At 44.5% G+C, this 24148-nt stretch carries 15 protein-coding genes; 9 read left to right on the top strand and 6 right to left on the bottom strand.

Translation table 11 applies throughout. The features are described from left to right. The first annotated feature begins 633 nt into the window (after positions 1-633). From AC55NX_RS08100 to AC55NX_RS08110, 3 genes are all read left to right on the top strand, one after another. Positions 634-2523: a PTS mannitol transporter subunit IICBA gene (locus AC55NX_RS08100; protein WP_496995257.1), complete on the top strand. Its 1890-nt coding sequence runs from the start codon at positions 634-636 to the stop codon at positions 2521-2523. A 68-nt stretch (positions 2524-2591) separates the two neighbouring features. Continuing rightward, entirely contained in the window at positions 2592-3737 is a 1146-nt protein-coding gene (locus AC55NX_RS08105) for a mannitol-1-phosphate 5-dehydrogenase (RefSeq protein WP_496995258.1), read from the top strand. Between the two features lie 66 nt (positions 3738-3803). Continuing rightward, on the top strand, positions 3804-4343 hold the full coding sequence (locus AC55NX_RS08110; RefSeq protein ID WP_496995259.1) for an MltR family transcriptional regulator: 540 nt from the start codon (positions 3804-3806) through the stop codon (positions 4341-4343). 721 nt (positions 4344-5064) lie between these two features. Here AC55NX_RS08110 and putP read toward each other — a convergent pair. From putP to AC55NX_RS08130, 4 genes are all read right to left on the bottom strand, one after another. Continuing rightward, on the bottom strand, positions 5065-6555 hold the full coding sequence (putP, locus tag AC55NX_RS08115; RefSeq protein WP_496995260.1) for a sodium/proline symporter PutP: 1491 nt from the start codon (positions 6553-6555) through the stop codon (positions 5065-5067). A gap of 90 nt (positions 6556-6645) precedes the next feature. Next, entirely contained in the window at positions 6646-7344 is a 699-nt protein-coding gene (locus tag AC55NX_RS08120) for a 1-pyrroline-5-carboxylate dehydrogenase (RefSeq protein ID WP_496995261.1), read from the bottom strand. Further along, a complete protein-coding gene (gene putA, locus AC55NX_RS08125) occupies positions 7334-10489 on the bottom strand; it encodes a bifunctional proline dehydrogenase/L-glutamate gamma-semialdehyde dehydrogenase PutA (RefSeq protein WP_496995262.1) in 3156 nt (1051 codons plus the stop codon). The genes AC55NX_RS08120 and putA overlap by 11 nt, the downstream gene beginning before the upstream one ends. 303 nt (positions 10490-10792) lie before the next feature. After that, positions 10793-11608 carry a helix-turn-helix domain-containing protein gene (locus AC55NX_RS08130; RefSeq protein ID WP_496995263.1) on the bottom strand — a complete coding sequence of 272 codons (816 nt, stop codon included), beginning with the start codon at positions 11606-11608 and terminating at the stop codon, positions 10793-10795. Positions 11609-12143: 535 nt separating this feature from the next. On the opposite strand from AC55NX_RS08130, the gene AC55NX_RS08135 reads away from it, so the two are divergent. Continuing rightward, positions 12144-13250: a PEGA domain-containing protein gene (locus AC55NX_RS08135; protein WP_496995264.1), complete on the top strand. Its 1107-nt coding sequence runs from the start codon at positions 12144-12146 to the stop codon at positions 13248-13250. A gap of 157 nt (positions 13251-13407) precedes the next feature. After that, complete coding sequence (locus AC55NX_RS08140; protein WP_496995265.1) at positions 13408-15240, top strand: SUMF1/EgtB/PvdO family nonheme iron enzyme; 1833 nt, start codon at positions 13408-13410, stop codon at positions 15238-15240. 107 nt (positions 15241-15347) lie between these two features. Here AC55NX_RS08140 and pdxH read toward each other — a convergent pair whose 3' ends face one another. Next, on the bottom strand, positions 15348-15998 hold the full coding sequence (gene pdxH, locus AC55NX_RS08145; RefSeq protein WP_496995266.1) for a pyridoxamine 5'-phosphate oxidase: 651 nt from the start codon (positions 15996-15998) through the stop codon (positions 15348-15350). Positions 15999-16245: 247 nt separating this feature from the next. Between pdxH and AC55NX_RS08150 the strand changes: the two genes are divergently transcribed. Genes AC55NX_RS08150 through AC55NX_RS08165 form a run of 4 tightly spaced genes read left to right on the top strand, consistent with a single transcriptional unit; the run spans position 16246 to position 22415 of the window. Further along, positions 16246-17637 carry an HlyD family type I secretion periplasmic adaptor subunit gene (locus tag AC55NX_RS08150; RefSeq protein ID WP_496995267.1) on the top strand — a complete coding sequence of 464 codons (1392 nt, stop codon included), beginning with the start codon at positions 16246-16248 and terminating at the stop codon, positions 17635-17637. Positions 17638-17688: 51 nt separating this feature from the next. Then, complete coding sequence (locus tag AC55NX_RS08155; RefSeq protein ID WP_496995268.1) at positions 17689-18357, top strand: transglutaminase-like cysteine peptidase; 669 nt, start codon at positions 17689-17691, stop codon at positions 18355-18357. Positions 18358-18363: 6 nt separating this feature from the next. Beyond that, entirely contained in the window at positions 18364-20277 is a 1914-nt protein-coding gene (locus AC55NX_RS08160; protein ID WP_496995269.1) for a bifunctional diguanylate cyclase/phosphodiesterase, read from the top strand. A 26-nt stretch (positions 20278-20303) separates the two neighbouring features. After that, entirely contained in the window at positions 20304-22415 is a 2112-nt protein-coding gene (locus AC55NX_RS08165; RefSeq protein ID WP_496995270.1) for a type I secretion system permease/ATPase, read from the top strand. A 45-nt stretch (positions 22416-22460) separates the two neighbouring features. On the opposite strand, the gene AC55NX_RS08170 is transcribed toward AC55NX_RS08165, so the two are convergent. Then, positions 22461-24140 carry a flagellar assembly protein A gene (locus tag AC55NX_RS08170; protein ID WP_496995271.1) on the bottom strand — a complete coding sequence of 560 codons (1680 nt, stop codon included), beginning with the start codon at positions 24138-24140 and terminating at the stop codon, positions 22461-22463. Positions 24141-24148: the final 8 nt, after the last annotated feature.

Below are 24148 nucleotides of genomic sequence, written 5' to 3' on the forward strand. Positions count from 1 at the left end.
TGCTGCCTCTGCTCTTTGTGACTCTGTCTCTCCTAACCCTCGACTTTTGTGAGGCGCTCTTCTTCCCTTAATCGCTTTTTCCTTCCCGTTTCGTCATAAAATCGCTGTGCGATTTATCCAAAGAGATCACACTTCGTCGTTCATCTTCCACAAGCCATCGATACGCGATCATTGACCCACGATACAGACGACTCTGACTCGTGACGGAAATGTACATTTCTTACAAAACATACTCCCAATTTTTAATCAATTTATTTTACATATTGAAATAAATATCAATATAAGATTTAAGTCACATTTATATTTTGGTCGCGGATAAAAACTATCAAAATAGTGACGTATATCACTATAAATATAAAAAACAAATTATCAAAAAAGAGATGTCAACCATAAAAAATTGATTGACTTTTAATTTCTAAATGTTTTGTAACAAACTTACAGCGCTAAAAGTAGATTTAAATCACTAAAAAGACACTTGCAGACCCATGAATTATTGAATCTGATCACAAAAAACCCGTTCTCAGTTCAATTGAAAAATTGTGTGCTAGATTGATTTTGAACGATTCAATTCAACGGCTTTGGCGAGCCGTTAACACAACAACATCAAATGAGTACATCGAACGGGGAATCCATATGATATCACCAGATGCAAAGGTCAAGATACAAAATTTTGGCCGGTTCTTGTCCAACATGGTTATGCCGAACATTGGGGCATTTATCGCATGGGGATTTATTACAGCACTGTTCATTCCAACAGGATGGACACCTAATGAAACATTGGCTGCACTTGTCGGTCCGATGATTACCTACTTATTACCACTGCTAATTGGTTATACCGGGGGTAAGCTGGTCGGTGGTGAACGAGGTGCAGTCGTCGGTGCTATCACCACAATGGGCGTTATCGTCGGTGCAGATATCCCAATGTTTATGGGCGCAATGATTGCAGGTCCGATCGGTGGATGGGCAATTAAAACGTTTGACAAAAAAGTCGATGGGAAAGTCAGAAGTGGCTTCGAAATGCTGGTCAACAACTTCTCGGCCGGTATTATTGGTATGATTTTCGCGATCATCGCTTTCTTCCTGATTGGTCCATTCGTCAAGGTCCTCTCCATGGCGCTTGCGACAGGTGTAGACGTCTTGGTGAAAGCTCATCTACTCCCTTTAACTTCACTTTTTGTCGAACCCGCGAAGATTCTATTTCTGAACAATGCCATCAACCACGGTATTTTCTCACCACTGGGTATTCAACAAGCCAGTGAAACCGGTAAATCCATTTTCTTCCTGATAGAAGCAAATCCGGGGCCCGGGCTGGGTATTCTTCTGGCCTATATCGTGTTTGGTAAAGGGACAGCCAAACAAACCGCCGGAGGTGCGACCATCATTCACTTTTTGGGCGGGATCCACGAGATTTACTTCCCATATATTCTGATGAATCCTCGTTTGATTCTTGCAGCTATTGCCGGTGGCATGACGGGTGTATTTGTATTAACGGTATTTGGTGCCGGTTTGGTATCACCAGCCTCACCCGGTTCAATTTTTGCCGTATTGCTCATGACGCCGAAGAGCTCGATTATCGGTGTGCTTTGTTCAATCACTGCTGCTGCTGCCGTCTCATTTACGGTTGCGTCACTGTTGATGAAAACCCAAAGAAATCAAGAAACCGATGATGATGGTTCTTTGGAGAAAGCGACCACTCAAATGCAAGACATGAAAGCTGAATCTAAAGGTTCGTCAACTGCGCAATCATTCACAGGGGATGTCAAAAAGATCATTGTCGCGTGTGATGCAGGCATGGGGTCAAGCGCAATGGGCGCAAGTATGCTGCGTAAAAAAGTACAAGCAGCGGGATTGGACATTCAGGTCACTAATCTGGCAATTAATAATCTTCCCCGAGATGTTGATATCGTTATTACTCATAAAGATTTAACCGACCGGGCCCGGAAACACGCTCCATCGGCACGCCACATTTCTTTAACCAATTTTCTGGATAATGAAATGTATAACAATCTCGTCAATGAGATAAAAAAGTCTGATGCTGGTCAATCAGCTACGCCCCAGAACGCTGACGCTGAGACTCAACCGGCATTCCAAATTGAAGCCCGTAACATTCACTTAAACCTCAAAGCAAGTAACAAAGAAGAAGCCATCCGTTATGCGGGAGAACAACTCGTCGCACTCGGATATGCAGATCCCAGCTATATCGATGCCATGTTTGAAAGAGAAAAAATGGTGTCAACGTATCTGGGTGAGTCAATCGCAGTACCGCACGGCACGATTGAAGCGAAAAATCACGTTCTGAAAACAGGGATTGTCATCTGCCAATACCCCGATGGTGTTCAGTTTACCGATGACGAAGATGGCATCGCCAAGCTGGTTATCGGTATCGCTGCACAGAACGATGAGCATATGGGGGTCATTTCCACGATCACCAATGCGCTCGATGACCCGGATGCGATCGCGACGCTCACTTCAACAGATGACGTTAACGTCATTTTAGAAGTGTTGGGTAATACCACGGCATAAGGCTCACAAGTAGAGGTCCTCCACCTCTACTTTTTCTTTCTTTGTTTTTTATTGGTAGGTAAAAGTCTATGAAAAAGGCAATTCATTTTGGTGCCGGTAACATCGGCCGGGGATTTATTGGCAAACTTCTGGCAGATGCGGGAATCCACGTTATTTTTGCAGACGTCAATCAGGCAATCGTCGATAAACTGCGTCAAGACGGGCAGTATCAAGTCAAAATTGTCGGCTCTGAGTGCCAGTGGCAAACGGTCAAGAATGTCACTGCCGTGGATTCAGCCAGTGATAAGATTGATGAACACATTACTCAGGTTGACTTAATTACCACCGCTGTCGGACCAAACGTTTTGGATATCATCGCGAAAACCATCGCGACAGGCATCCAAAAACGAATTGATAGCGGCAACACAACACCCCTGAATATTATTGCTTGTGAGAACATGATTCGGGGATCCTCACATCTTAAAGCACAAGTTTATTTACATCTGGCAGCAGACTATCATGCCAAAGCTGATGCGTTGATTGGCTTTGTTGATTCAGCCGTTGATCGTATCGTCCCTCCGGCAGAAGCATCCGATAATATTCTGGATGTAACCGTCGAAAGTTTCAGTGAATGGATCGTTGATGAATCGCAATTTGTTGGCGATATTCCGGATATTCCGGGTATGGAAAAGACAGATAACCTAATGGCTTATATTGAGCGAAAGTTGTTTACACTCAATACTGGCCACTGTATTACAGCCTATCTCGGCTGTCTCAAAGGTTTTCAGACAGTCAAAGAAGCGATTGAAGATGAGACGATCTATGCCGATGTCAAACAAGCGATGACAGAAAGTGGAGAAGTTTTAATCCATCGTTACCAATTTGACCGAAAAGCTCATGCGGCTTATATCGAGAAAATTCTGTCCCGATTTGCCAATCCGTACTTAATCGACGATGTTGAACGGGTTGGTCGTCAACCAATTCGTAAGCTCGGAGAAAATGACCGTTTAATCAAGCCATTACGTGGTACAATGGAGTATAGTATTGCAAATACAGCGCTGTTGAAAGGTATTGCGGCTGCATTAAAATACACAAATGCTTCAGATCCTCAGGCCGTCGAATTACAGGCATATCTGAGTCAGCATGGTGTTCTGGCAACATTAGCTCACTATGCCAATCTGGATAAACACGGGACAGAAGCTAAGCAAGTCGAAGCTATCTATAATACCCTCTAAAAATAATAAGTGAGGCTGGGGGCCTGCTCCTGTCCCCTCCTCCTTTTTAACTATGATGCTTTCTTTATGGTAGAAAAAATTAACGAAGCAGACATTATTGAGCAGTTGAATGTAGCCTCATCGGTCAGAGGTTTTTTCATCGCAGCTGTCAACATCTTTGAAAATTCTATCGATTCACTGGTGCAACGTATTTTCCGCAGTGATTATCTCGCTGTTAAAGCAGTGATTAATCCACTGCTGGAGTCTTCAGGCCCGCTGGGCGATTTAAGTGTCCGGATCAAGCTGCTGTTTGGATTAGGGGTGATACCGGATGATGTTTATCATGATATCGAGACAATCATCCGTCTCAGAAACCAGTTAAACAAAGATGGGGCTGAATATCATTTTACGGATCCAAAGATATTGGATGCGATTCACAAAATTAACGCTTTCAAAAAAATGGGAATCTTTCAGTTAACACCAGCCCTAATTGATGATGAAGACACAGATGCAAAACTTTATCAATTACAGTTGAACCGCCAACAACAAGTGATTAAATCAAGCCTATCGCTCGCGATTGTTGAACTATGCAATATGCTCAATGTTGAAAGCCCTTTTACTACGTAGCACGCCAAGCGGGAATATGTCGTGCTACGACATGATTGATATGTCCCATCACCTAAAACAAAAAGGCTCTTCAAATCATAATATGGGGGGTCTTACTATAGTTTATCAAAGCATAAAGTTTATCAAAGCATGAAGCTCATCAACACAAAAGTGTGCCAAAACAAACCGTGAACCTGTAAGTCATGACTCGAATTTACACTGTAAAGATTCCGAGAGATATCTTGGCCTGAGCGATTCACACTAGACTAAGAAATTCGAGGCTCATTGTGGGGATTGTTTGGGAGGGCGAGAACAGGTCTGACATTCTGGTGGTTACATATCCGGCAAAAATGTTGTCTTTCCATTTTATAATAATGATTACCACGCATCAGTGAGGAAATGAATAGCTGAATCTCCTGCCATCGCGTACAACGTTCAGTCTGACAACGCCGCATAATTGATTTATGTGGAGTGACTTTACGACACACGGGACAATATGCTTCAGACATGACAAACCTCATCAAGTAAACTACTTATAGCTAATAATAAGAGTATTTATCTATATAGAAACATATTCTCAAAGTTCAACATCAATTTTGTGACATGAGTCGCTAAAAATCTATTGATTATTCCAAAAGTTTCCCAGTGTTCATATCCATAGCGATTATCAATCACTAAGATTATCATACTATACCGAAAAAGAACCCCTCCAAATGAGGGGTTCCTGATATTATTTTTGTCTTTAATCCAGTTCTTTGAGCTGTTTCAAGAATGTACGATGTTGTGCTTGAACAGCTGACTCCGGCTCACGACTCAGTAGTGAGACAACGACAATTGCAACGGTAGAGAAGATCATACCCGGTACAATTTCATAGACATCAAAAATGCCACCGGTGAACTGTTTCCAGACCACAATCGTCACACCACCCACAATGATCCCCGCTAAGGCACCATTACGGTTCATACGAGACCAGAATAGACTGATCACCAGTGCAGGTCCGAATGCAGCCCCAAATCCGGCCCATGCATAAGAAACCAATCCAAGAACGGAGCTATCTGGTGTCATCGCCAGCACCAAGGCCAGTATCGAAATCGCCATGACAGAGAGACGACCAACCTGGACAATCTGTTCAGATGTCGCATCTTTCTTAATGACCTGTTTATAGAAGTCTTCTGCTAGTGCGGATGAACAGACTAACAACTGAGAATCGGCCGTACTCATGATGGCTGCGAGGATTGCAGCTAACAGAATCCCGGCAATGACCGGATGGAAAGCAGCATTGACCAATAACATGAAGATCTTCTCGCCATCTTCTAAGGTAAGCGTTGGGTGGTTTGTGGTATAAACCAAACCAACAAGCCCGACCATCACTGCACCAAACATCGCTAGTGCAGACCAGCCAATTGCAATCCGGCGTGCCGTGCGCAAGTCTTTATTTGAACGAGTCGCCTGAAAACGCGCCAGAATGTGCGGCTGACCAAAATATCCGAGACCCCATGCTGCCAGAGAAATAATCGCAATCGCACCTAATGGTTGCCCATCGAGCCCACGCCAAATGGTCAGTAACTCTGGGTTAATCTTGGTTAAATTGTCGCCCAACACTGAAAAACCATCTTGCATCATGGCCATCGGTACAATCAGCAAGGCAGCTGCCATTAACAGGCCCTGAACTAAGTCGGTCCATGCGACGGCAAGGAATCCACCAAATAGTGTATATGACACCACACAAATCGTACCGATAATCACCGCAGTGGTATAATCGAGACCAAAGACTGTTTCAAACAGTTTCCCGCCAGCCACTAAGCCTGAGCTGGTGTAAAAGAGGAAAAATAACAAAACGAAAAATGCAGAAATTGTTTGAATCAACTTCGACTGATCATTAAAACGGCGAGATAGAAACTCAGGAATTGTAATGGCGTCGGTGGTAATACTGTATGTGCGGAGACGTTTTGCTGCGATAAACCAGTTGAGCCAGTTTCCGAGTAACAATCCTCCGGCTAACCATAAGGATTCTAATCCAGCGGCATAAGCGTAGCCTGGCAGCCCCAACAGCAACCAACCACTCATATCGGATGCACCGGCTGACAATGCCGCAGGCCAAGGCCCCAGAGAACGTCCACCGAGAAAGTAGTCGGTTGAGTTTTTCGTTCGTAAGTATGCATAAACCCCTATCGCTAACATCATAATGAGGTACACGATAAAGGTTGTTGTAATAGCAAAGCTATTTTCCATAATTCATTCCTCTTTATATATTGATCGCCTTCCCTGTTCATCTCCGAACGTCTATCAGCCCAAGGACGACAGACGCCGGAAAAGCAGGTTTTAGTGGTTCGAGCTTCCCATTTCCAATAAAGAAGCATTTCCCCCTATCGCTGTTATATTTATAGTGCGTGTCCGTTCCGTAATGAAACGCAACACGAGTGCTGCATCATGCGCCATCGGGAGTTGATCCAAATCCGTTTCGATAACCGGACTAATAATGACTCCCGGGCGCTTGGACAGTTCTTGATTGACCTGCCTTGCATCTTGCGGCTCACAAATCATCCCGACCTGACGCACATCGCACGTCATGATCTGATGAAATGCATCAACCGCAACGATTTGTACCAGATGAACAGGAAAACTACTGTTTTCCAGTGCTGATGCCAAACGTGCATTCAGCGTCGTATCATCTGAACAAAGTAAAATGCTGTTTCCAGCAATTAAAGCTGCCGCTAACTGAGCAACCACAGCCAGTGAAGCATTAGCGTCACTTCGCTTGTGAAGGATCACCACAACACCTCGGCCAGAACTATAGAGTTCGTTGGTTTCCCCTGTCGGACCGACTAAAAGCTGTGTCTCAGCAATCCGGGTTCTCGCACTATTGAGGTGATAAGTGATGACCTGAGCTAAATCAGCAGCATCGAGTTCCAAAGACTGGGCAAGACGAAGTAAATGCTCACTTTTAGAACTAAAATCCGTTAAATTCCATTGCTGCCATGCCAAAGCAGCATCAGAAAAATATGTTGTTTTACTCACCATGCTCCGCTCCTTGTTTTATCGCTGTTTCACTATAAAAAGGGCGGGTAAACCGATAGAGATAGTGAGGCCCGCCAGCTTTCGGCCCTGTCCCTGACAATCCTTGCCCCCCAAACGGCTGAACGCCCACAACGGCACCAACCTGATCGCGGTTGATATAACAGTTTCCGACCCGGGTATGCGCTTCAATCCACCGGTACGTGGTTTCATTCCGGCTATGAATCCCTAAAGTCAGACCAAAACCAGTCTGATTTATCTGTTCAACAATGAGTGGTAAATCTTTTGCCCGATAACGAACAATATGTAATACCGGACCAAAATGTTCTTCTTTCAGACATTCAATCCCGCTAATTTCAAATGCTGTCGGTGGGACAAACACGCCATGGGCACATTCATCATTCAATGCCAGTTCAGCAATGAGCGCTTGAGTCTGTTTCATATTCGCAATATGCGCCAATAATCGGCTCTGGGCTGCTTTATCGATCACCGGCCCCACATCAGTACGGTGAAGTTTGGGATCACCGACGGAAAGCTCCTGCATTGCTCCCCGAATCAATGTCATCACCCGATCAGCAACATCCTCTTGGATGAATAACACACGTAGCGCTGAACAACGTTGCCCGGCTGAAGCGAATGCTGAGCGCAAAACATCTCTCACCACCTGTTCAGGCAATGCCGTACTATCAACAATCATGGCATTTTGCCCGCCGGTTTCAGCGATTAAAGGAACCGGATCACAAGGTCTTGCTGCTAATGTTTGGTTGATTCGTTGTGCTGTTCCGGTTGAACCGGTAAAAGCAACACCGGCAATTGAGGGATGAGAGGTAAGTAAGTGACCGCTTTCTTTACCATGACACGGCAACAAATGGATCACATCGACAGGAATACCGGTTTCCAATAGCAATTGAATCGCACGAAATGCGATGAGAGACGTCTGCTCTGCCGGTTTGGCGATTACAGTATTCCCCGCAGCCAAAGCCGCAGCCACTTGTCCGACAAAGATTGCTAATGGAAAATTCCATGGACTGATACACACGAAAACACCGCGTCCCAAATACTGCGTATGTCGCTCAGCACCGTTGAAATCGATATGCGATGTCGGCGTGAGTTGCATCACCTGAGTGGCATAATACCGACAGAAATCGACCGCCTCCCTGACTTCATCAATACTGTCATGGATCGTTTTACCGGCTTCTTGATGGCACAATGCAACAAACTCAGGCAGATGTGATTCCAACAGATCAGCAAAATGCGTCAAATAAGCAGCACGGGTCACAAGTTCAGTGTCGCGCCATTGGGGGTATGCCCCCTGCGCAATCTCAATGGCTCGCTCAATCTGCTGCGCATTTGCCATGATCACACTTCCGACATCGATACGATGATCATAAGGGGCCGTAACCGGTGTTGGCGCAACATTGTCCTTGATCATGCTTTCGTATAGGTCTTCACCTTGAATAATCGGTGCTGCGTGCCATTGCTGGTTTAGGTGTTCAGCGACTTGATGCTCAAAAGGCACAGCTTCACTTTCAATATCAATGTTGACGCCGTAAGAATTACGACGGTCAGGGTAGATATCCAGCGGCAACGGAATGGCAGCATTATGCAGTGTCTCAAACGCCTGTAGTGCATCCACAGGATGACGATTCAGTAAATCAATCGGACAGCGTGCATCCACCAGACGGTGAACAAAAGAACTATTGGCTCCGTTTTCTAACAAACGCCGAACCAGATAAGGCAGTAAGTCCTTATGATTCCCGACAGGCGCATAAATTCTGATTGCCGGTTTATAAATTGCCATCACCTGATGAAACAGCGCATCCCCCATACCATGCAGACGCTGGAATTCATAATCACGGTGCGTTGCCATCACAGCAACGGCCGTCACCGTCTGAGCGTTATGACTGGCAAACTGAGGAAACAAAGCACCCCGGACATGCTCCGATAATAAAAAGCGAGCACAAGCCAGATAAGAAACATCTGATGCTTCTTTGCGGGTAAAGACCGGATAACCTGCGTAACCTTTTTGCTGTGACCACTTGATTTCACTGTCCCAATAGGCGCCTTTAACCAACCGGACCGGAATTAAATCACCTTGATCTTTTGCCAGACCAGTCAGCCAAGTGAGTGCTGGTAACGCTCGTTTTGAATAAGCCTGAACCACAATACCAAGTTTGCCCCACCCGCGAGTGACATCATGGCGATATAATTTCTCAAACAGTTTCAGGGACAGTTCCAACCGATCCGCTTCTTCCGCATCGATCGAAATACCGATATCAAACTCGCGCGCGCGTTGAACAAGCACGACCAGCGTATCCAACAGCTCGGTCATCACCCGTTCCTGATTCGCGACTTCATAGCGGGGGTGCAGTGCAGACAGCTTGATCGACACAGAATGCGACGACTGAAGCGTTCCCGCTTCTGATGCTTTACCAACCGACTCAATCGCAGCAAGATAATCCTGACAATATTTATTCGCGTCTGCACTGGTCAGCGCAGCCTCACCAAGCATATCGAAGGAATATGTATATCCTTTGTCTCGCATTGACTGGCCATTTTTCTGCGCTTCATCGATCGACTGACCCAAAACAAACTGGCGTCCCATCACTTTCATCGCTTGATGCATGACTTGACGAATAACCGGCTCAGAGAATCGATTGACCAACCGATTTAATGCCTGCATCGGGCTCGTACTCTGAATGTCTGACAACTCAAGCACTTTGCCGGTAATCATCAATCCCCATGTTGAAGCATTGACGAAAACGGAGTCAGAATTCTTCAGATGAGAACGCCAGTCAGCCACACTCAGTCGGTCTTTAATAAAGGCATCCGCGGTCTCAGCATCAGGGATGCGCATCAGCGCCTCCGCAAGGCACATCAGTAAAATGCCTTCCTGAGTATCCAGACTATATTCCAGAAGCAATGCATCGATCATTTGCACCGACTTCTTATCGGCTCTGATTGACTTGATCAACTGAGTCGTCTTTTCCGTGATTTCTTGTTTTTCTTGATCAGTCGGTGTTGCCAGTGGTAACAACTCCTGTAGCCATTGTGACTCATCAGCCATATATAGTGGCGAGATAAGTGCCCAAAGTTTGTCCAGTGGCTGCTCAACAAACTCCGACTTCAACACATCATTTGCAGTAAACATGCGTTTTCCCTCAACGTCATCCCGAATGGGCCTTTTACAATAGCTAGCAGTGTATTCTGGGCATCTGAGGATTACTTGTCAAAAACTCCGTTTTTTTTGTGAAAAGCTCCGATATTTAACAAATTAAAAACACAATCACATCAATTAAACTAACGTATCGACATATTTTTTTAGCGAATAACGAAAGAAATAAACACATTAGACGAGAAAAAACGGCAGAAACAGATCTGTTCACCTGAATAATTGCATGAAAAATAAATGAGAAAGGAGACATAGTGAGGCGCTTGATTTGCGAGCAATATATTATTTTTGGTAGCGTTTTTTGTAAGCAGACGGGGAAAGGCCAACGAGCCGAATAAAAGCATGAGAGAAAGAACTCTGACCAGAGAAACCGGTGATATCTGCAATTTGCCCCAAAGTATATCCGCCTTGTTCAATGAAGCGCTTTGCCATTTGAACCCGTTTATTCAGCACATATTGATACGGTGTGACACCCGTTGTTGCTTTAAAGTGTGAGTGGAACTGGCTTTCTCCGAGAAAAACACTGCCGGCAAGTTGAGCAACCGAAATCGGTCGTCCGATATTGCGTTCGATGTAGTGATCAATAATGTCCATATCGAAGCGAGATTCTTTGACATGCGGTACATAGCCGGTGATATGGCGAGGTAAGATTGAGACCAGCGTATCATGACAAGCTTGACTCAATAGATAATCCTCCGGAGCCGTCGACATCTCCTGCCCCAGAATGCAAATCAAATTTTTAAACGGTTCGTCGAGACAGAAATAGCAACCTGAATTCGACAGATCGTTGAATCGTTGCATCATTAATGGTGTTTCTGTCGCAGGAAACGGCAAGTTGAGGACCATGATATCGGCGCTTTCTACAATGCCACCGAAAGCGTGGTTGGCTCCCGCATGGACAATACACCCCTGCCCCGGGCCAACTCGGTTACCATATCCACTGATTTCAAACTCGGTCATCCCATTGAGACACACGACGATTTGTGTATAAAAATGAGCATGACAATCCATCCCCGAAGGTAGCGTCACCACTTCCGCCGGTTTCGGCGTCGGAGTTTGACTGGACCCAGGTAGGGAAGCTTTTTTTTGCACAGACATCCCACATCCTCCTCAAAATCCGGTGCAACAATTGCGATGCGCAATATAGTATCAACAATATGAATAGTAGATTTTTACCTCGGAACAGCTATTTTTTCAAACACAACAACACAGATAAGCATGTGGATGATTATCAGAAGTAATGGATTCAAATCTGTAACTAATTCCGTGAAAATAATTGCCGTTCATGTATATTAGGCATGTCGGTAAATCTCGAAAGAGTATGACGCTGAACGTTTGAGCAAAATCCGGAACAATGATCAAGTGCACATAAATTACGGAGAGTGTTTGTTCAAACGCGAAACGAGAGCAGAGATTGAGGTGAAATACTTGCATATTTTCTCATTCGGCTCAAAATGGAAGTAGCATGTTTAAAATATACAAAATCAGAGACCTAAGTTACATTTTGTGTTATTTATGCTTCCAATAGAGTAAGAATTATGAGACAGCTACTTCAGTATTTCTCTAGTTGTCGAGTCATTGTCTTCTCCACAGAGTTACTGTGGCTAAACGTTAAAAATTGTTGCAGGGACCTATGATAGTACGTCACATCCCAGCGCTCGTATTGGCGCTCAGCCCTCTTTTGGGACCAGCATTTGTATATGCTGACGAAGCAAATGTCGCACAGACTGATCCTGTTGCGACGATTGATGCAAAAATAGATACAAAACAAGATGAAATAAAATCCATTTCATCCAAGTACGACACGGAGATCGCAAAACTCCAACAGTTGAAAAATGATCAAGATCGTTTGAAACGTGAAGGCGATAAGCTGGAAACGAAAAGAAATCGTGCCAAATCAGATCTGGACAAACAATATAGCCAACTTCTCGAAGATCCGGACATCGATTTAGCAACTTTTCAGAAAAAATACCAGGAAGTCTGGAATGAGTTAAAGCAAAATCAAGCGGCTCGGCTGGACAACGAACAGACGATTACTGAAAGTGAAATGCGTGTCTCCCAACTCAAACAGAAGCAGGCTCGCCTGAAAAGCGAGCTCGATAATCTGACAGAGTCTCGGGTCGAAGCCCGGGTCAAGCGCATTAATGCAGAGCTGATGGATAGCAACACCATTGAAGCCAACTATAAAACAACGTGTTCTACCACGATGACGTTGGGTGAATGTGCGAATCAAGGTGTTTATCTAACCAAACAGAAAGCGGTCTCAGCCTTTCAGGATAAATTACTCGATAATCTGACAGAATCTGTCATCGCCAAGCAAAATCTGAAAAATGTCGACCTGAATATATCAATTCAGGATAGCCAGATTTTGTCGAGCGGTTTTCAGGGTAACAACGATTATTACACCAAAATCCAGGCTCAACTTCAGGCTCGGCCAGAAGCAACTGCCGGATGTAAATTGTTGGGTGTATCAACACGATACTGTCTGCAAGGACAGAAAAACTATACGCCGAAAAAGGAAAAGCAGTGGGCAAACATCACCGTCCGCTCTGACCAATATCAGGATTCTGTGACTATTGACGGTGTAAGTTATGGCAGTACCCCGGTTGAGATTGTTCTACCACATGGTCGCCATCAGTTTACAGTCTCCAAAGACGGATATGAGACATATAATCAGGTCATTACGGTCAATAGTAATGACACGGTATGGGTCAAACTTCGTCCGAATAAGCAAAGCTAAATGCCAATTTGTGAATTATTTTTGGGGTACGATTCACAAAGATATGGTTACGACGCCATTTTGTCTGTAAGTTATTGATATATGACTTATGGCCGAATGGCGTTTTCGTTTACAATCGATCAGACGACTTGACGATCCAACATTGAAGTACAAAAGCATGCGACAAGGAATAACTGCTCTATTATCAACCCTCCTGCTTGGTTTCGTATCATTCAGCGCTTTTGCTGAAGATGCTGTATTGCCAGAAAAAGCCGCACCTTTAGTCAACCAAATTGACGATGCACTTTTCAGTAAAAATACTGAGCTGGAAAAAGCCCAGAAAGTTTTGCAAGAAAAACAACAGACTGTCGCAAACCAACAAACCGAGCTCAACAGACTTCGTCAACAAGATAAGGAACTTTCAGCCAAGCTGAACCAAACTAAAAAAGATTTGGAAAACGCCTATCAGAAGATGATCTCGGATCCCAAACTGGATATCACCCCTTATCAGTCCACTTACCAGAATGCATGGTCAAAATACAAGCAAAATCAGAAGAGTTTGTTTGAATCGGATAATCAACTGGAAGAGCAGGAAGGACTACTCAAAGATCAGGAAACAACGGTTTCTCTACTCAAGAAGAACATTGCCGACCTCCAGCGAAATAAATTGAAAGCCAGAGCGAAACGTTTAAGAGAAGAGTTATTAAAAGAAGGCATGGAAAAAGTCAGCTTTACCAACCGTTGCCATCCATCAATGACTATTGCCGCATGTGAACAGCAAACCATAAAACTGGCTCTGCAAAAAGCTGTCAAACAATTCCAGACCTCTCTACTAAACGGTGTTAGCGAATCTTCAATTGCAGTTAAACATGCCTCAAAGGCTTCTCTGAATATTCATGTCCTTCAGCATCAGACAGTTCAATCCGGTTTTTCTGATGCCAGCCGTTATCAGACGATTGTTGAAGCCCGGTTGGGAGCGAGGCCAGACAATGCCGCACCTTGCCAACTTTTAGATATCGATGCTCAGTACTGTATCATTGACGATCAACAGCCAATCCCGCAGGAAGTCGCTTGGTTTAATCTGACACTTCGTTCCAATATATATGATGATCAAGTGATCATTGATGATGTTCGCTATGGCCATACACCACTAACATTGACGCTACCGGAAGGCGTTCATCAGGTTCGGGTCGAAAAAACCGGTTATATTCCTTATCAAACAGAGGTTAATCTGAAATCAGACAGTCAACTTCGGGCGGTTTTGAAAGAAGAACATAATCAGTTGAAAACTGGCTATGCCTTTGCGGACGCATTATCACCTAGCCTGTCAGGGCCGGAGTTGGTCACGATCACTCAAGGGAAATTCTTTATCGGTGAACATGCATCAACGCAAGTGTTCCTTGATCATGCTTTCGCGATTTCATCGACCCCCATCACCGTTGGACTGTTCAAAGCATTTGTCACTCAGACAAATTACCGTTCAGATGCAGAATTAACGAAAATGTGTGTGGCGATGATCAATAACCAAATGACGCCACAGTCAGGTCATTACTGGCGTAATCCCGGATTTAAACAATCCTCGCAATCTCCTGTTGTTTGCGTCAGCCAAAATGATGCCAAAGCATTTACAAACTGGCTTTCAAAACAAACCGGGTTTAAATACCGCCTCCCCACAGAAGATGAGTGGGAAATTGCTGCTCGGGCTGGTACTCAAACTGATTACTGGTGGGGCGATGATTTTGCAACAGGCTTAGCCAATACCGGGTGGAGCGGCTCTTTCTGGGCAAACAAAAGTACATCTCCGGTCAAGTCATTCCCTGCCAACCCTCTGGGGCTGTATGATGTTGTCGGCAACGTCTGGGAATGGACCAGCGCACCTCAAGGTCTCCTCAAAGGCGGTGCTTGGAGTTTCTCTCCGCTCAATGCTGTAGCCTATAGCCAACTCTTTTCTGAGCCATCAACAGCTGCCAACTATATTGGCTTTCGGGTCGTAAGAGAAATTAAAGAATAAGTCACCAATCATCCAATCAAAAAGGGAAGCCATGGCTTCCCTTTTCTGTATCCCGTTATCACCGATTGTTGATGAGAACGATAGCGAGATGTTTCATCAAGCGTAAGTTAAGGAGCCAATCGATTAATCTCCCACAGTCCGTCGCCTTGATGAGCTTCATTTTGAACATAGAGGAATCGATCATGCAAACGGTGCTCCCCACCCTGCCAAAATTCGAAACTTTCAGGAATCACTCGATACCCTCCCCAAAAGCTGGGCACAGGAATCTCTCCTTTTGCAAACTTTTGTTTTAACTCCAGAAACTTCCCTTCCAGTATACCTCGGGCAGATATACGCTGACTCTGATGGCTTGCGATCGCAGCCAGCTGACTGTCTTTCGGACGAGAGGAAAAATATTTGAAATTTTCCATCGCTGAAAGTTTCTGAGCCCGTCCGGTGATATGTACCTGACGCTCTAACATATGCCACGGAAAATGGAGACTTACGCGATTATTGTGTTCAATATGCTGCGCTTTACGACTGCCCAGATTGGTGTAGAAAATAAACCCACGTTCTCCAGAATCCTTCAGCAACACAATTCGCTGAAAAGGTTGGCCATCGGGAGCTACTGTCGCAACAGTCATCGCTGTCGGATCAGAAATATTGGCATCAATCGCCTGTTGTAGCCAATGCTCGAATTGATGAAAAGGATTTGGCATCAAATCTTTTCTTCTCAAGCCACCTTGAATATATTCCCGACGAATATCTGAGAGTTTCATGAGCGCTCCTGCGTTTTTTTCGTGATTGTGCGCCTTTCATATCGATAAGACAAGTATCACATCAATCCCCCGCTAAAACGGCGACAAATTTCAGAAAAACCAAGCAATCTCGCGAAGGTATGGTACAGTTTCTAACGAAAATAGAGGAATTCAGCGATTTTCAGCATCTATCTGGTGCCAATTCTTAACATTTCATCAGACTAGTAATAAAATCAATAGAGTAATCCGAACCGAATAGGATGTCTTGATGCGTAAAGACAGCTACAGCGAGCTTTCATCAGAAGAACTGGAATATGTTGACGATAAAACTGCGGCACTCCTGCTGAATACCCCAAATAGTGCTCGGATTATGTTATGGGTTATGGCTGTTTTTTTTGTTATCGCAGTCATCTGGGCATCTTTTGCCGAAATTGACAAAGTGACCGTCGGCAGTGGAAAAGTCATCCCCTCTTCCCAAATCCAGGTCATCCAAAACCTAGAAGGCGGGCTGGTCAAAAAAATTCTGGTCAAAGAAGGTCAACACGTCGAAAAAGGCCAACAGCTGATACTCCTTGATGACACCCGTTTTTTGTCCGATTACCGCGAACGGGAGCAAGAAGTTGCCAACTTGACAGCCAGCGTTGTCCAACTGTCCGCATCGATTGACAGTGTGCAAATTAATGAGATATTTGACGAAACCAACTGGCAGAAAAGTGTTGTCGTCACCTACAATCGTTTAAAGTTTCCTCAAACACTGGCTGAAAAAAAAGCCGAATTAGTGGAAAGACAAAAAGCACAGTACATTCAGTCGCTGGATAACTTGAGAAACCAACTTTCAGTAGTCGATCAGCAAATCAAACAAAAAAATCAGGACCTGATTGAATTACAAGCCAGAGTCAAAAATTTAAAGCAGAGCTATGAGTACGTTCAAAAAGAACTTCAGATGACTGAACCGCTGGCAAAAGAAGGGGTTGTGCCAGAGATTGAGATCCTAAAATTACAACGGCAAGTGAATGATATCCGCCGAGATATGACATCTGGTCAATTAAAAATTCCACTGGCAAAAGCAGCCCTCAAAGAAGCGATGTATAGCCGTATTGATACTGCGCAAACCTTCCGTTCCGAACAGCAAGACAAGTTAAATCAGGCTCAGGACAAGTTATCGGCACTCACCGAATCAGCCGTCGGTCTGGAAGACAGAGTTAATCGGACTGTGGTCGTCTCTCCGGTAGCCGGCACGGTCAAAACACTCAATGTCAATACAGTGGGTGGCGTCATTCAACCGGGGATGGATATTGTTGAAATTGTTCCATCGGAAGATACATTACTCGTTGAAGCCAAAATAGCTCCCCAAGACATAGCTTTCCTCCGTCCGAATTTACATGCTATCGTCAAATTTAGTGCCTATAACTTTAGTAAGTACGGTGGATTGGAAGGCACGCTTGAACATATCAGCGCCGATACCTCTCAGGATGAAGAGGGCAACAGTTTCTATATTGTTCGGGTCAGGACGTTTTCCACTACATTACATCATGATGGAGACCTCCCCATTATCCCGGGAATGACCGCATCAGTAGATATCATCACCGGAAAACGAACGGTGATGGAGTATCTTTTACAGCCGATACTCGGTGCACAGAAAAATGCACTGAAAGAATAATGGAGCCCGACATCTGCTAATGAACAATCCGATCAGAAAAATAGAGGCATTATGAAACGCTGGCTGACAGTCATCTTTATGCTATTACTACTGATGGTATCGTCATTACAGGCCCTTGATACCACGGAACAGAAGTGGATCAATGCCGTGACAAATGTTTACGGTGAGCGGGCTGGTAAACGAGTAGCAGCTTGGCGGAATGCTTTAGCTGAATATAAACCGCTTTCAACACAAGAAAAACTGGAAAAAGTGAATGCCTTTTTCAATCAACTCCACTTCGTCAGCGATCTCAACTTATGGGGCAAGCAAGATTACTGGGCAACCCCGCTGGAATTTCTGGGAGCCAATGCCGGTGATTGCGAAGATTTTACAATTGCCAAATATTTCTCTCTCAGAGAAATCGGCATACCAGATCGCAAGCTAAGATTAGTCTATGTCAAAGCGATTAAACTAAACCAGTTTCACATGGTACTGGCTTATTACAATACACCAGATGCAGAGCCTCTTATCCTCGATAATCTGATACCGCAAATCAAGCCGGCAAGGAGCAGAACAGATCTATTGCCGATCTACAGCTTCAATGGTCGGAATCTATGGCTGATGAAATCGAAAAATGGTCAACTGGCGGGCGACTCATCTCGCCTGAGTCTGTGGAACGACTTAAGGCATCGGGAACGGGAACTCATTTTGAATAAACCGATAGTTAGTTACGATGGGTAGGGAAATATGACTCTTTACAAGCAAATCGTTATGGGAATGATTGCGCTGTTTATTTTGCTGATTAGTTCTGTATTTATTATTGAATTTAATACAACACGCAGCAACCTTGAACAACAGCAACGCTCAGAAGTCAGCAACACCATCAATACTGTAGGGCTGGCACTGGCGCCATATTTGGAAGATAAAGACACGGTTGCAGCCGAGTCGGTTATCAATGCGCTATTTGATGGCAGCACTTATTCGCTGGTCAAATTAACCTTTTTTGATGATCGACCAGCCATTGTACGAACATATCCAATTACACCAAACGGTGTACCTGCGTGGTTCACTCACCTTGATCTGTTCAAACCAATCAATGAAAGTCGCGTGGTAACCAGTGGCTGGATGCAGCTAGCCGAAGTAGAAATTGTCAGCCATCCGGGTGAAGCATACCGACAGCTATGGGACGCCCTCATTCGCCTGAGCATTGTTTTCGGCTGTGTTTTCCTATTCGGACTAATCGCAATTGCGCTGATTATCAAACACTCTCTACGGCCACTTCACGCAATTGTGATAAAAATGGAGCAGGTCGCGCGCAGCCAGTTTGGTAAGCCGTTACCGCCTCCGATGACGAAAGATCTCGTCCATGTCGTTGATGGGATCAACCGAATGTCCTCTCAGGTTGAAAAATCCTTTATGGCTCAGGCAAGAGAAGCACAACAACTTCGAGATCGGGCTTATCTTGATACAGTCTCAAAACTGGGCAATCGTTCTTACTATATGAATCAGTTGGAAAGCTGGTTAAGTGAAGGCGGATACGGTGCCGTTGCGATGCTTCAGGCTGCTTTCATCGAAGAGAGCTATGATGTTCAAGGTTATGAGAGCGGAGATGCTCAAGTAAAAACACTGGCAGAACATTTCAAACTGTCAGTTAACGCTCCGGGGACGATTATTGCGCGCTTATCGAGTAGTGAATTCGCTTTTCTTTTCCCGCATGCTGAGGACGATGAGATTCAGTCAATTGCCGAAGATATTATGAACTGCGTCTCCGATATGACACCAGATCCTACGGGGTTTGTATCACCGGAAGCTTATCTGGGGATCGTGCTGAATAAATCGAAAACTACAACCTCCAATATTCTGTCGCTGCTGGATAATGCGTTAGCATCTGCCAAAGCAAATCGGACAAAACCATACAGCTATATCAACAGTAACGAAAATCGATTAGTCATGGGTAAACAGCAGTGGAAAGCACTGGTTGATAAAGCCATGAAAGATGATTTGGTTCATTTTCGGTTTCAGTCTGCATGTGACAAGGATGGTAAGGAATTACATAAAGAGGTGTTCTCCTCAATCGAAAAAGATGGTCAGCGATATAGTGCCACGCAATATCTGTTTGCACTGGAACAGCTTAACGTCAGCCACATTTTCGATGAGTATGTGATTCAGCAGATGTTCGACAAATTAGCTCAGGACGAAAGCGGCAACGAGATTCTGGCGATTAACATATCTAACAACAGTATTTCGGATCCGAGTTTCATTCGCTGGGTATCTCAGTTACTCACGCAAAATCCGTCGGTCGCACAACGATTTCATTTTGAAATTCCGGAAGCCTGTTTTATCGAAATCCCCAGCTATACAGCACTATTCTGCCATGCCATTCGGGATGCCGGTGCGGACTTTGGGGTTGATAACTATGGCCGTCATTTCCAGACACTGGATTATCTCAACGAATTCAGACCGCATTATGTGAAACTGGACTATTTATTCACGCATAATCTGAAAGATGAGAAGCAGACATATACACTGGCGTCAATTTCAAGAGCCGCACATAACCTGGACATTACAACTGTGGCGTCAAGGATAGAAACACAAGAGCAGCTAGACTTTCTGGCTGAACACTTTATTGATGTATTCCAAGGCTTTATTGTTGATAAGTGATGGAAGAATAGAAAAGGTCAGCTTGAATGCAAGATACATTACTCAATTCGCTGATTTATATCAGTCGGTATTATGGCTTAGCCAATTCTCCGGAAGCACTGATTAATGGATTACCATTATCAGATGGGAGACTAACCCCATTTTTGTTCCCCCGGGCAGCAGAAAGGGCGGGATTGGTTGCCAAGGAAAACCGCGCCAAATTGACCGAGATTCCTCAGCTGATATTTCCTGTCGTGCTCTTACTCAAAGGTGGCGAGTCATGTGTATTACTCAATATTAGTGAAGAGCAACAAGAAGCTGAAGTCATCACTGAAGCATCCGGTATGGTGCCGATTTCCTATTCTCTTCAGGAGCTGGGAGAACGCTATATCGGCCGCTATTTTATGGTTAAAAAGCAGTTCAGCTATGATGAAAGGTCTCCGGAAGTCTTAAAAACAAATCAAGGGCACTGGTTCTGGAGTACCATCTGGCAATCAAAAAATATTTATCGGGATGTGCTGATTGCGTCGCTGCTGATCAATGCATTTGCCATTGCCGCACCGATGTTTTCCCGGTTAGTGTATGACAAAGTTGTGCCGAACCTTGCATTTGAAACACTCTGGGTGCTTTCCAGCGGAATCATCTGTATTTTTCTGTTTGATATCACTTTAAAAATGCTCAGAAGCTATTTCATTGATGTCGCGGGGAAAAAATCAGATATTCTGATCTCTTCAAAACTCTACAGTAAGGTTCTGGGCATCCGCATGGAAAATCGCCCCCCTTCTGTCGGAGCATTTACCAGACACCTACAAGAGTTCGAGTCTATCCGAGAGTTTTTCACGTCTGCCACAATTTCATCACTGATTGATTTACCTTTTGCGTTCTTATTCTTATTTCTTATTTGGTTAATGTCAGGACCGCTGGTCATCGTTCCGATTATCGGTGTGATAATATTGGCATGTTACTCTTATCTGATTCAGGCCAGACTCAAAGTCGCAATCGAAGAAGGTTCCAGACTTGCTTCTCAGAAATATGCTAACTTGATTGAAAGTCTTTCCGGTTTAGAAACCGTCAAATTATTCGGTGCACAAAGCCAGTTCCAATATCGCTGGGAAGAAGCGGTTGCACACATGGCGAATTGGAATATTAAAAGCAGAAAAATAACCAATGGTGTTCAAAACGCCGCGGGCTTTGTCCAGCAAGTCAGTAACATCGGGATGATTATTGTCGGTGTTTATTTGATTTCTGAAGGTGACTTAACCATGGGGGGCATGATTGCAGCCACAATGCTCAGCAGCAGAGCAATCGCACCGATGATTCAGCTCTCTTTACTCTCGACCCGGTATACTCAGGCAAGATCAGCTTTCACATTGATCGAAGACATTATGTCGATGCCAGAGGAACAAGAGGAAGGCAAACGCTATATTCACCGACCAATCTTTAAAGGCAAAATAGAGTTAGACAACGTGACGTTTCACTATCCGGGCTCCGCTTCAGCATCGATTCGGGATGTCAGTATCACCATCAATCCCGGAGAAAAAGTCGCGATTATCGGCAGAGTGGGGTCAGGAAAGACCACATTAGAGCGCTTAATCATGGGATTATATAAGCCCACAGAAGGGCATATCCGTATTGATGACACCAATATTTCCCAACTACACCACATTGATATTCGTCGAAATATTGGCTGCGTTCCGCAAGATAGCTTGCTATTTTTCGGGACGATTCGAGAAAACATTACACTCGGAAGACCATTGGTTGATGACCGGGATGTTCTCGATGCAGCAAATCGTGCCGGCGTGACGATGTTTACTCAACAGGACGCTGCCGGAATGGAACGTCAGGTCGGGGAAGGCGGACAATTACTTTCCGGTGGTCAAAAGCAGGCGGTTGCAATTGCTCGCGCGTTATTAGGTCGTCCTCCCGTACTCTTAATGGATGAACCAACTAGTGCCATGGATAACCGTTCAGAAATGCATGTGAAGCATCAATTTAAGCAGTTAGCGCCAAACGAAACACTGATACTCATCACGCATAAAACATCAATGCTGGATATTGTCGATCGTATTATCGTGATGGAAAAAGGGTATGTGATTGCTGATGGTGCCAAAGAAGAAGTGCTAAACAATCTGCGTCAGGGAAACGTCCGGGCTGTTTAACGTCCCCATCAGCAGAAAAGAAAATGATGTTGCTGCAATATGAATTCAAATTTCAGAAACAACATCATTTTCATCTAACAAAGAGCGGCATTTGATTTCATACTGGGTAAAGTTAAAGATACTCGGGCCATGAGATCGCTTGATCACTATACGTTCATCACCGAATTGAATAATCACATGACTGAACACTTTACTTTTGACTTCAATAGTATTTTCTCTCAACATGTCTTCAAATTCATCTTCCAGCACTGCGAGCATCTCTTTTTCTTTAACCATCTGCTCGCTCGTTTCCTGTTTTAGACGATCAATCTCTTCACGCTCTTTTTCTGAACGTTCTTCTTTGGGTTTCTTATTGAATTCTAATTCCCGACGGACGATCTCCATCGTTTTGGCCTGCGTCTGTTTGTACTGTTCTTTATACTGCTCCAAACGCTCTCTGTAACTCGCATAGCAGCCAAACGCTTCAACACGCGTTGCCGTATCGCCTTCAACCCCCAGGTTAACACAGATGAGTTTACCGCCAACTTTCGCCATACCGCCACTTAACGTGCCTTGTTTCTCTTTTTCATCGATGACATACAGATCCTGCCCACAACGAATATTATTACTAATACTATGTACGGTCAGATGAATATCATCATGAGCCTGAAGTTCAGAATATTGCGCATAATTGGCTTTAATCGACGCACCAGATTTCACCGTACAAGTCCGTTTTTCGTTATCGGCTGTCGTATGACCAATGATTCCTTTCCCGACTTGAATATCGCCCTGAGCCTGAACATCTGCCGATTCAATAAATCCACCGACAGTGATAGAACCCGTCGCACGTACAATCATTCCGGATTCAATATTACCGGCGACAATCAAGGCGCCTTTAAATTTCACATGACCGGTGCCCACATTGATATTTTGCATACATAATGCATTATCAACATCGATACTTCGTTCCTTGATCAACGGCATTCCGGAGATAGTTGCAACTAAAATATTGGGGTCTTTTGCAGAAAGAGTGGTTCCTTTACCTTCTTTCATTGGCGAGTCATTTCCCGGTTTTGCGGGAATAATCGTCCCTTGAACCGTATAGCCGGGCGTCCCTTTTGTGGCGGGAATTCGACGCATCACTTCATCTCCTTCCCCAACCGTGATGGTCTCTCCCAAATTTCTCATATCGAGTTTTGACGAGTTTTCTCTCTGCTGTGGCGCCAATACACGTTTGTTCACATCATCCACTAAAGGAATAAATTTCGTATCGACACCGTTAACAGGATTCTTTCCTTGAGCGATGGGTTGAACGAACACCTCTCCGGGAGAGAGAGTTCTGCTCACGATTAAAACTTTTTTCAGGGCAGCCTTATTGATACCTTTGGTAACTCTTGACTGAGCAAGAGCATGAACTAAATCACTGCCGAGTAACCCCCGACCACCATACGCGCCCGTAACCACCATACGCGCAAGCATATCTTGTTCAGCTAACTCAACCGTCACTTGCGCGTGAAGCCGCTTTGCAATGACACAATCCTTATAAGCCTCTCCTTTGCCTTCGTTGGCATCATTGATAAAACGTTCCAATACATCCTGATCCAAATAGAACTCAGAGGCACCCAAATTTGTTAAAGCTTCCATGATTCCGCTTTTCGATAACTTCTTACTCAGCGTTTCTATCGGTTTCAGATTCGCGATGACTGATTTTTTATCTTCTGTAATAGATAAGATTCTTTTCCACATCTATTCGC

The organism is Vibrio rubrogenes (genome assembly GCF_059641415.1).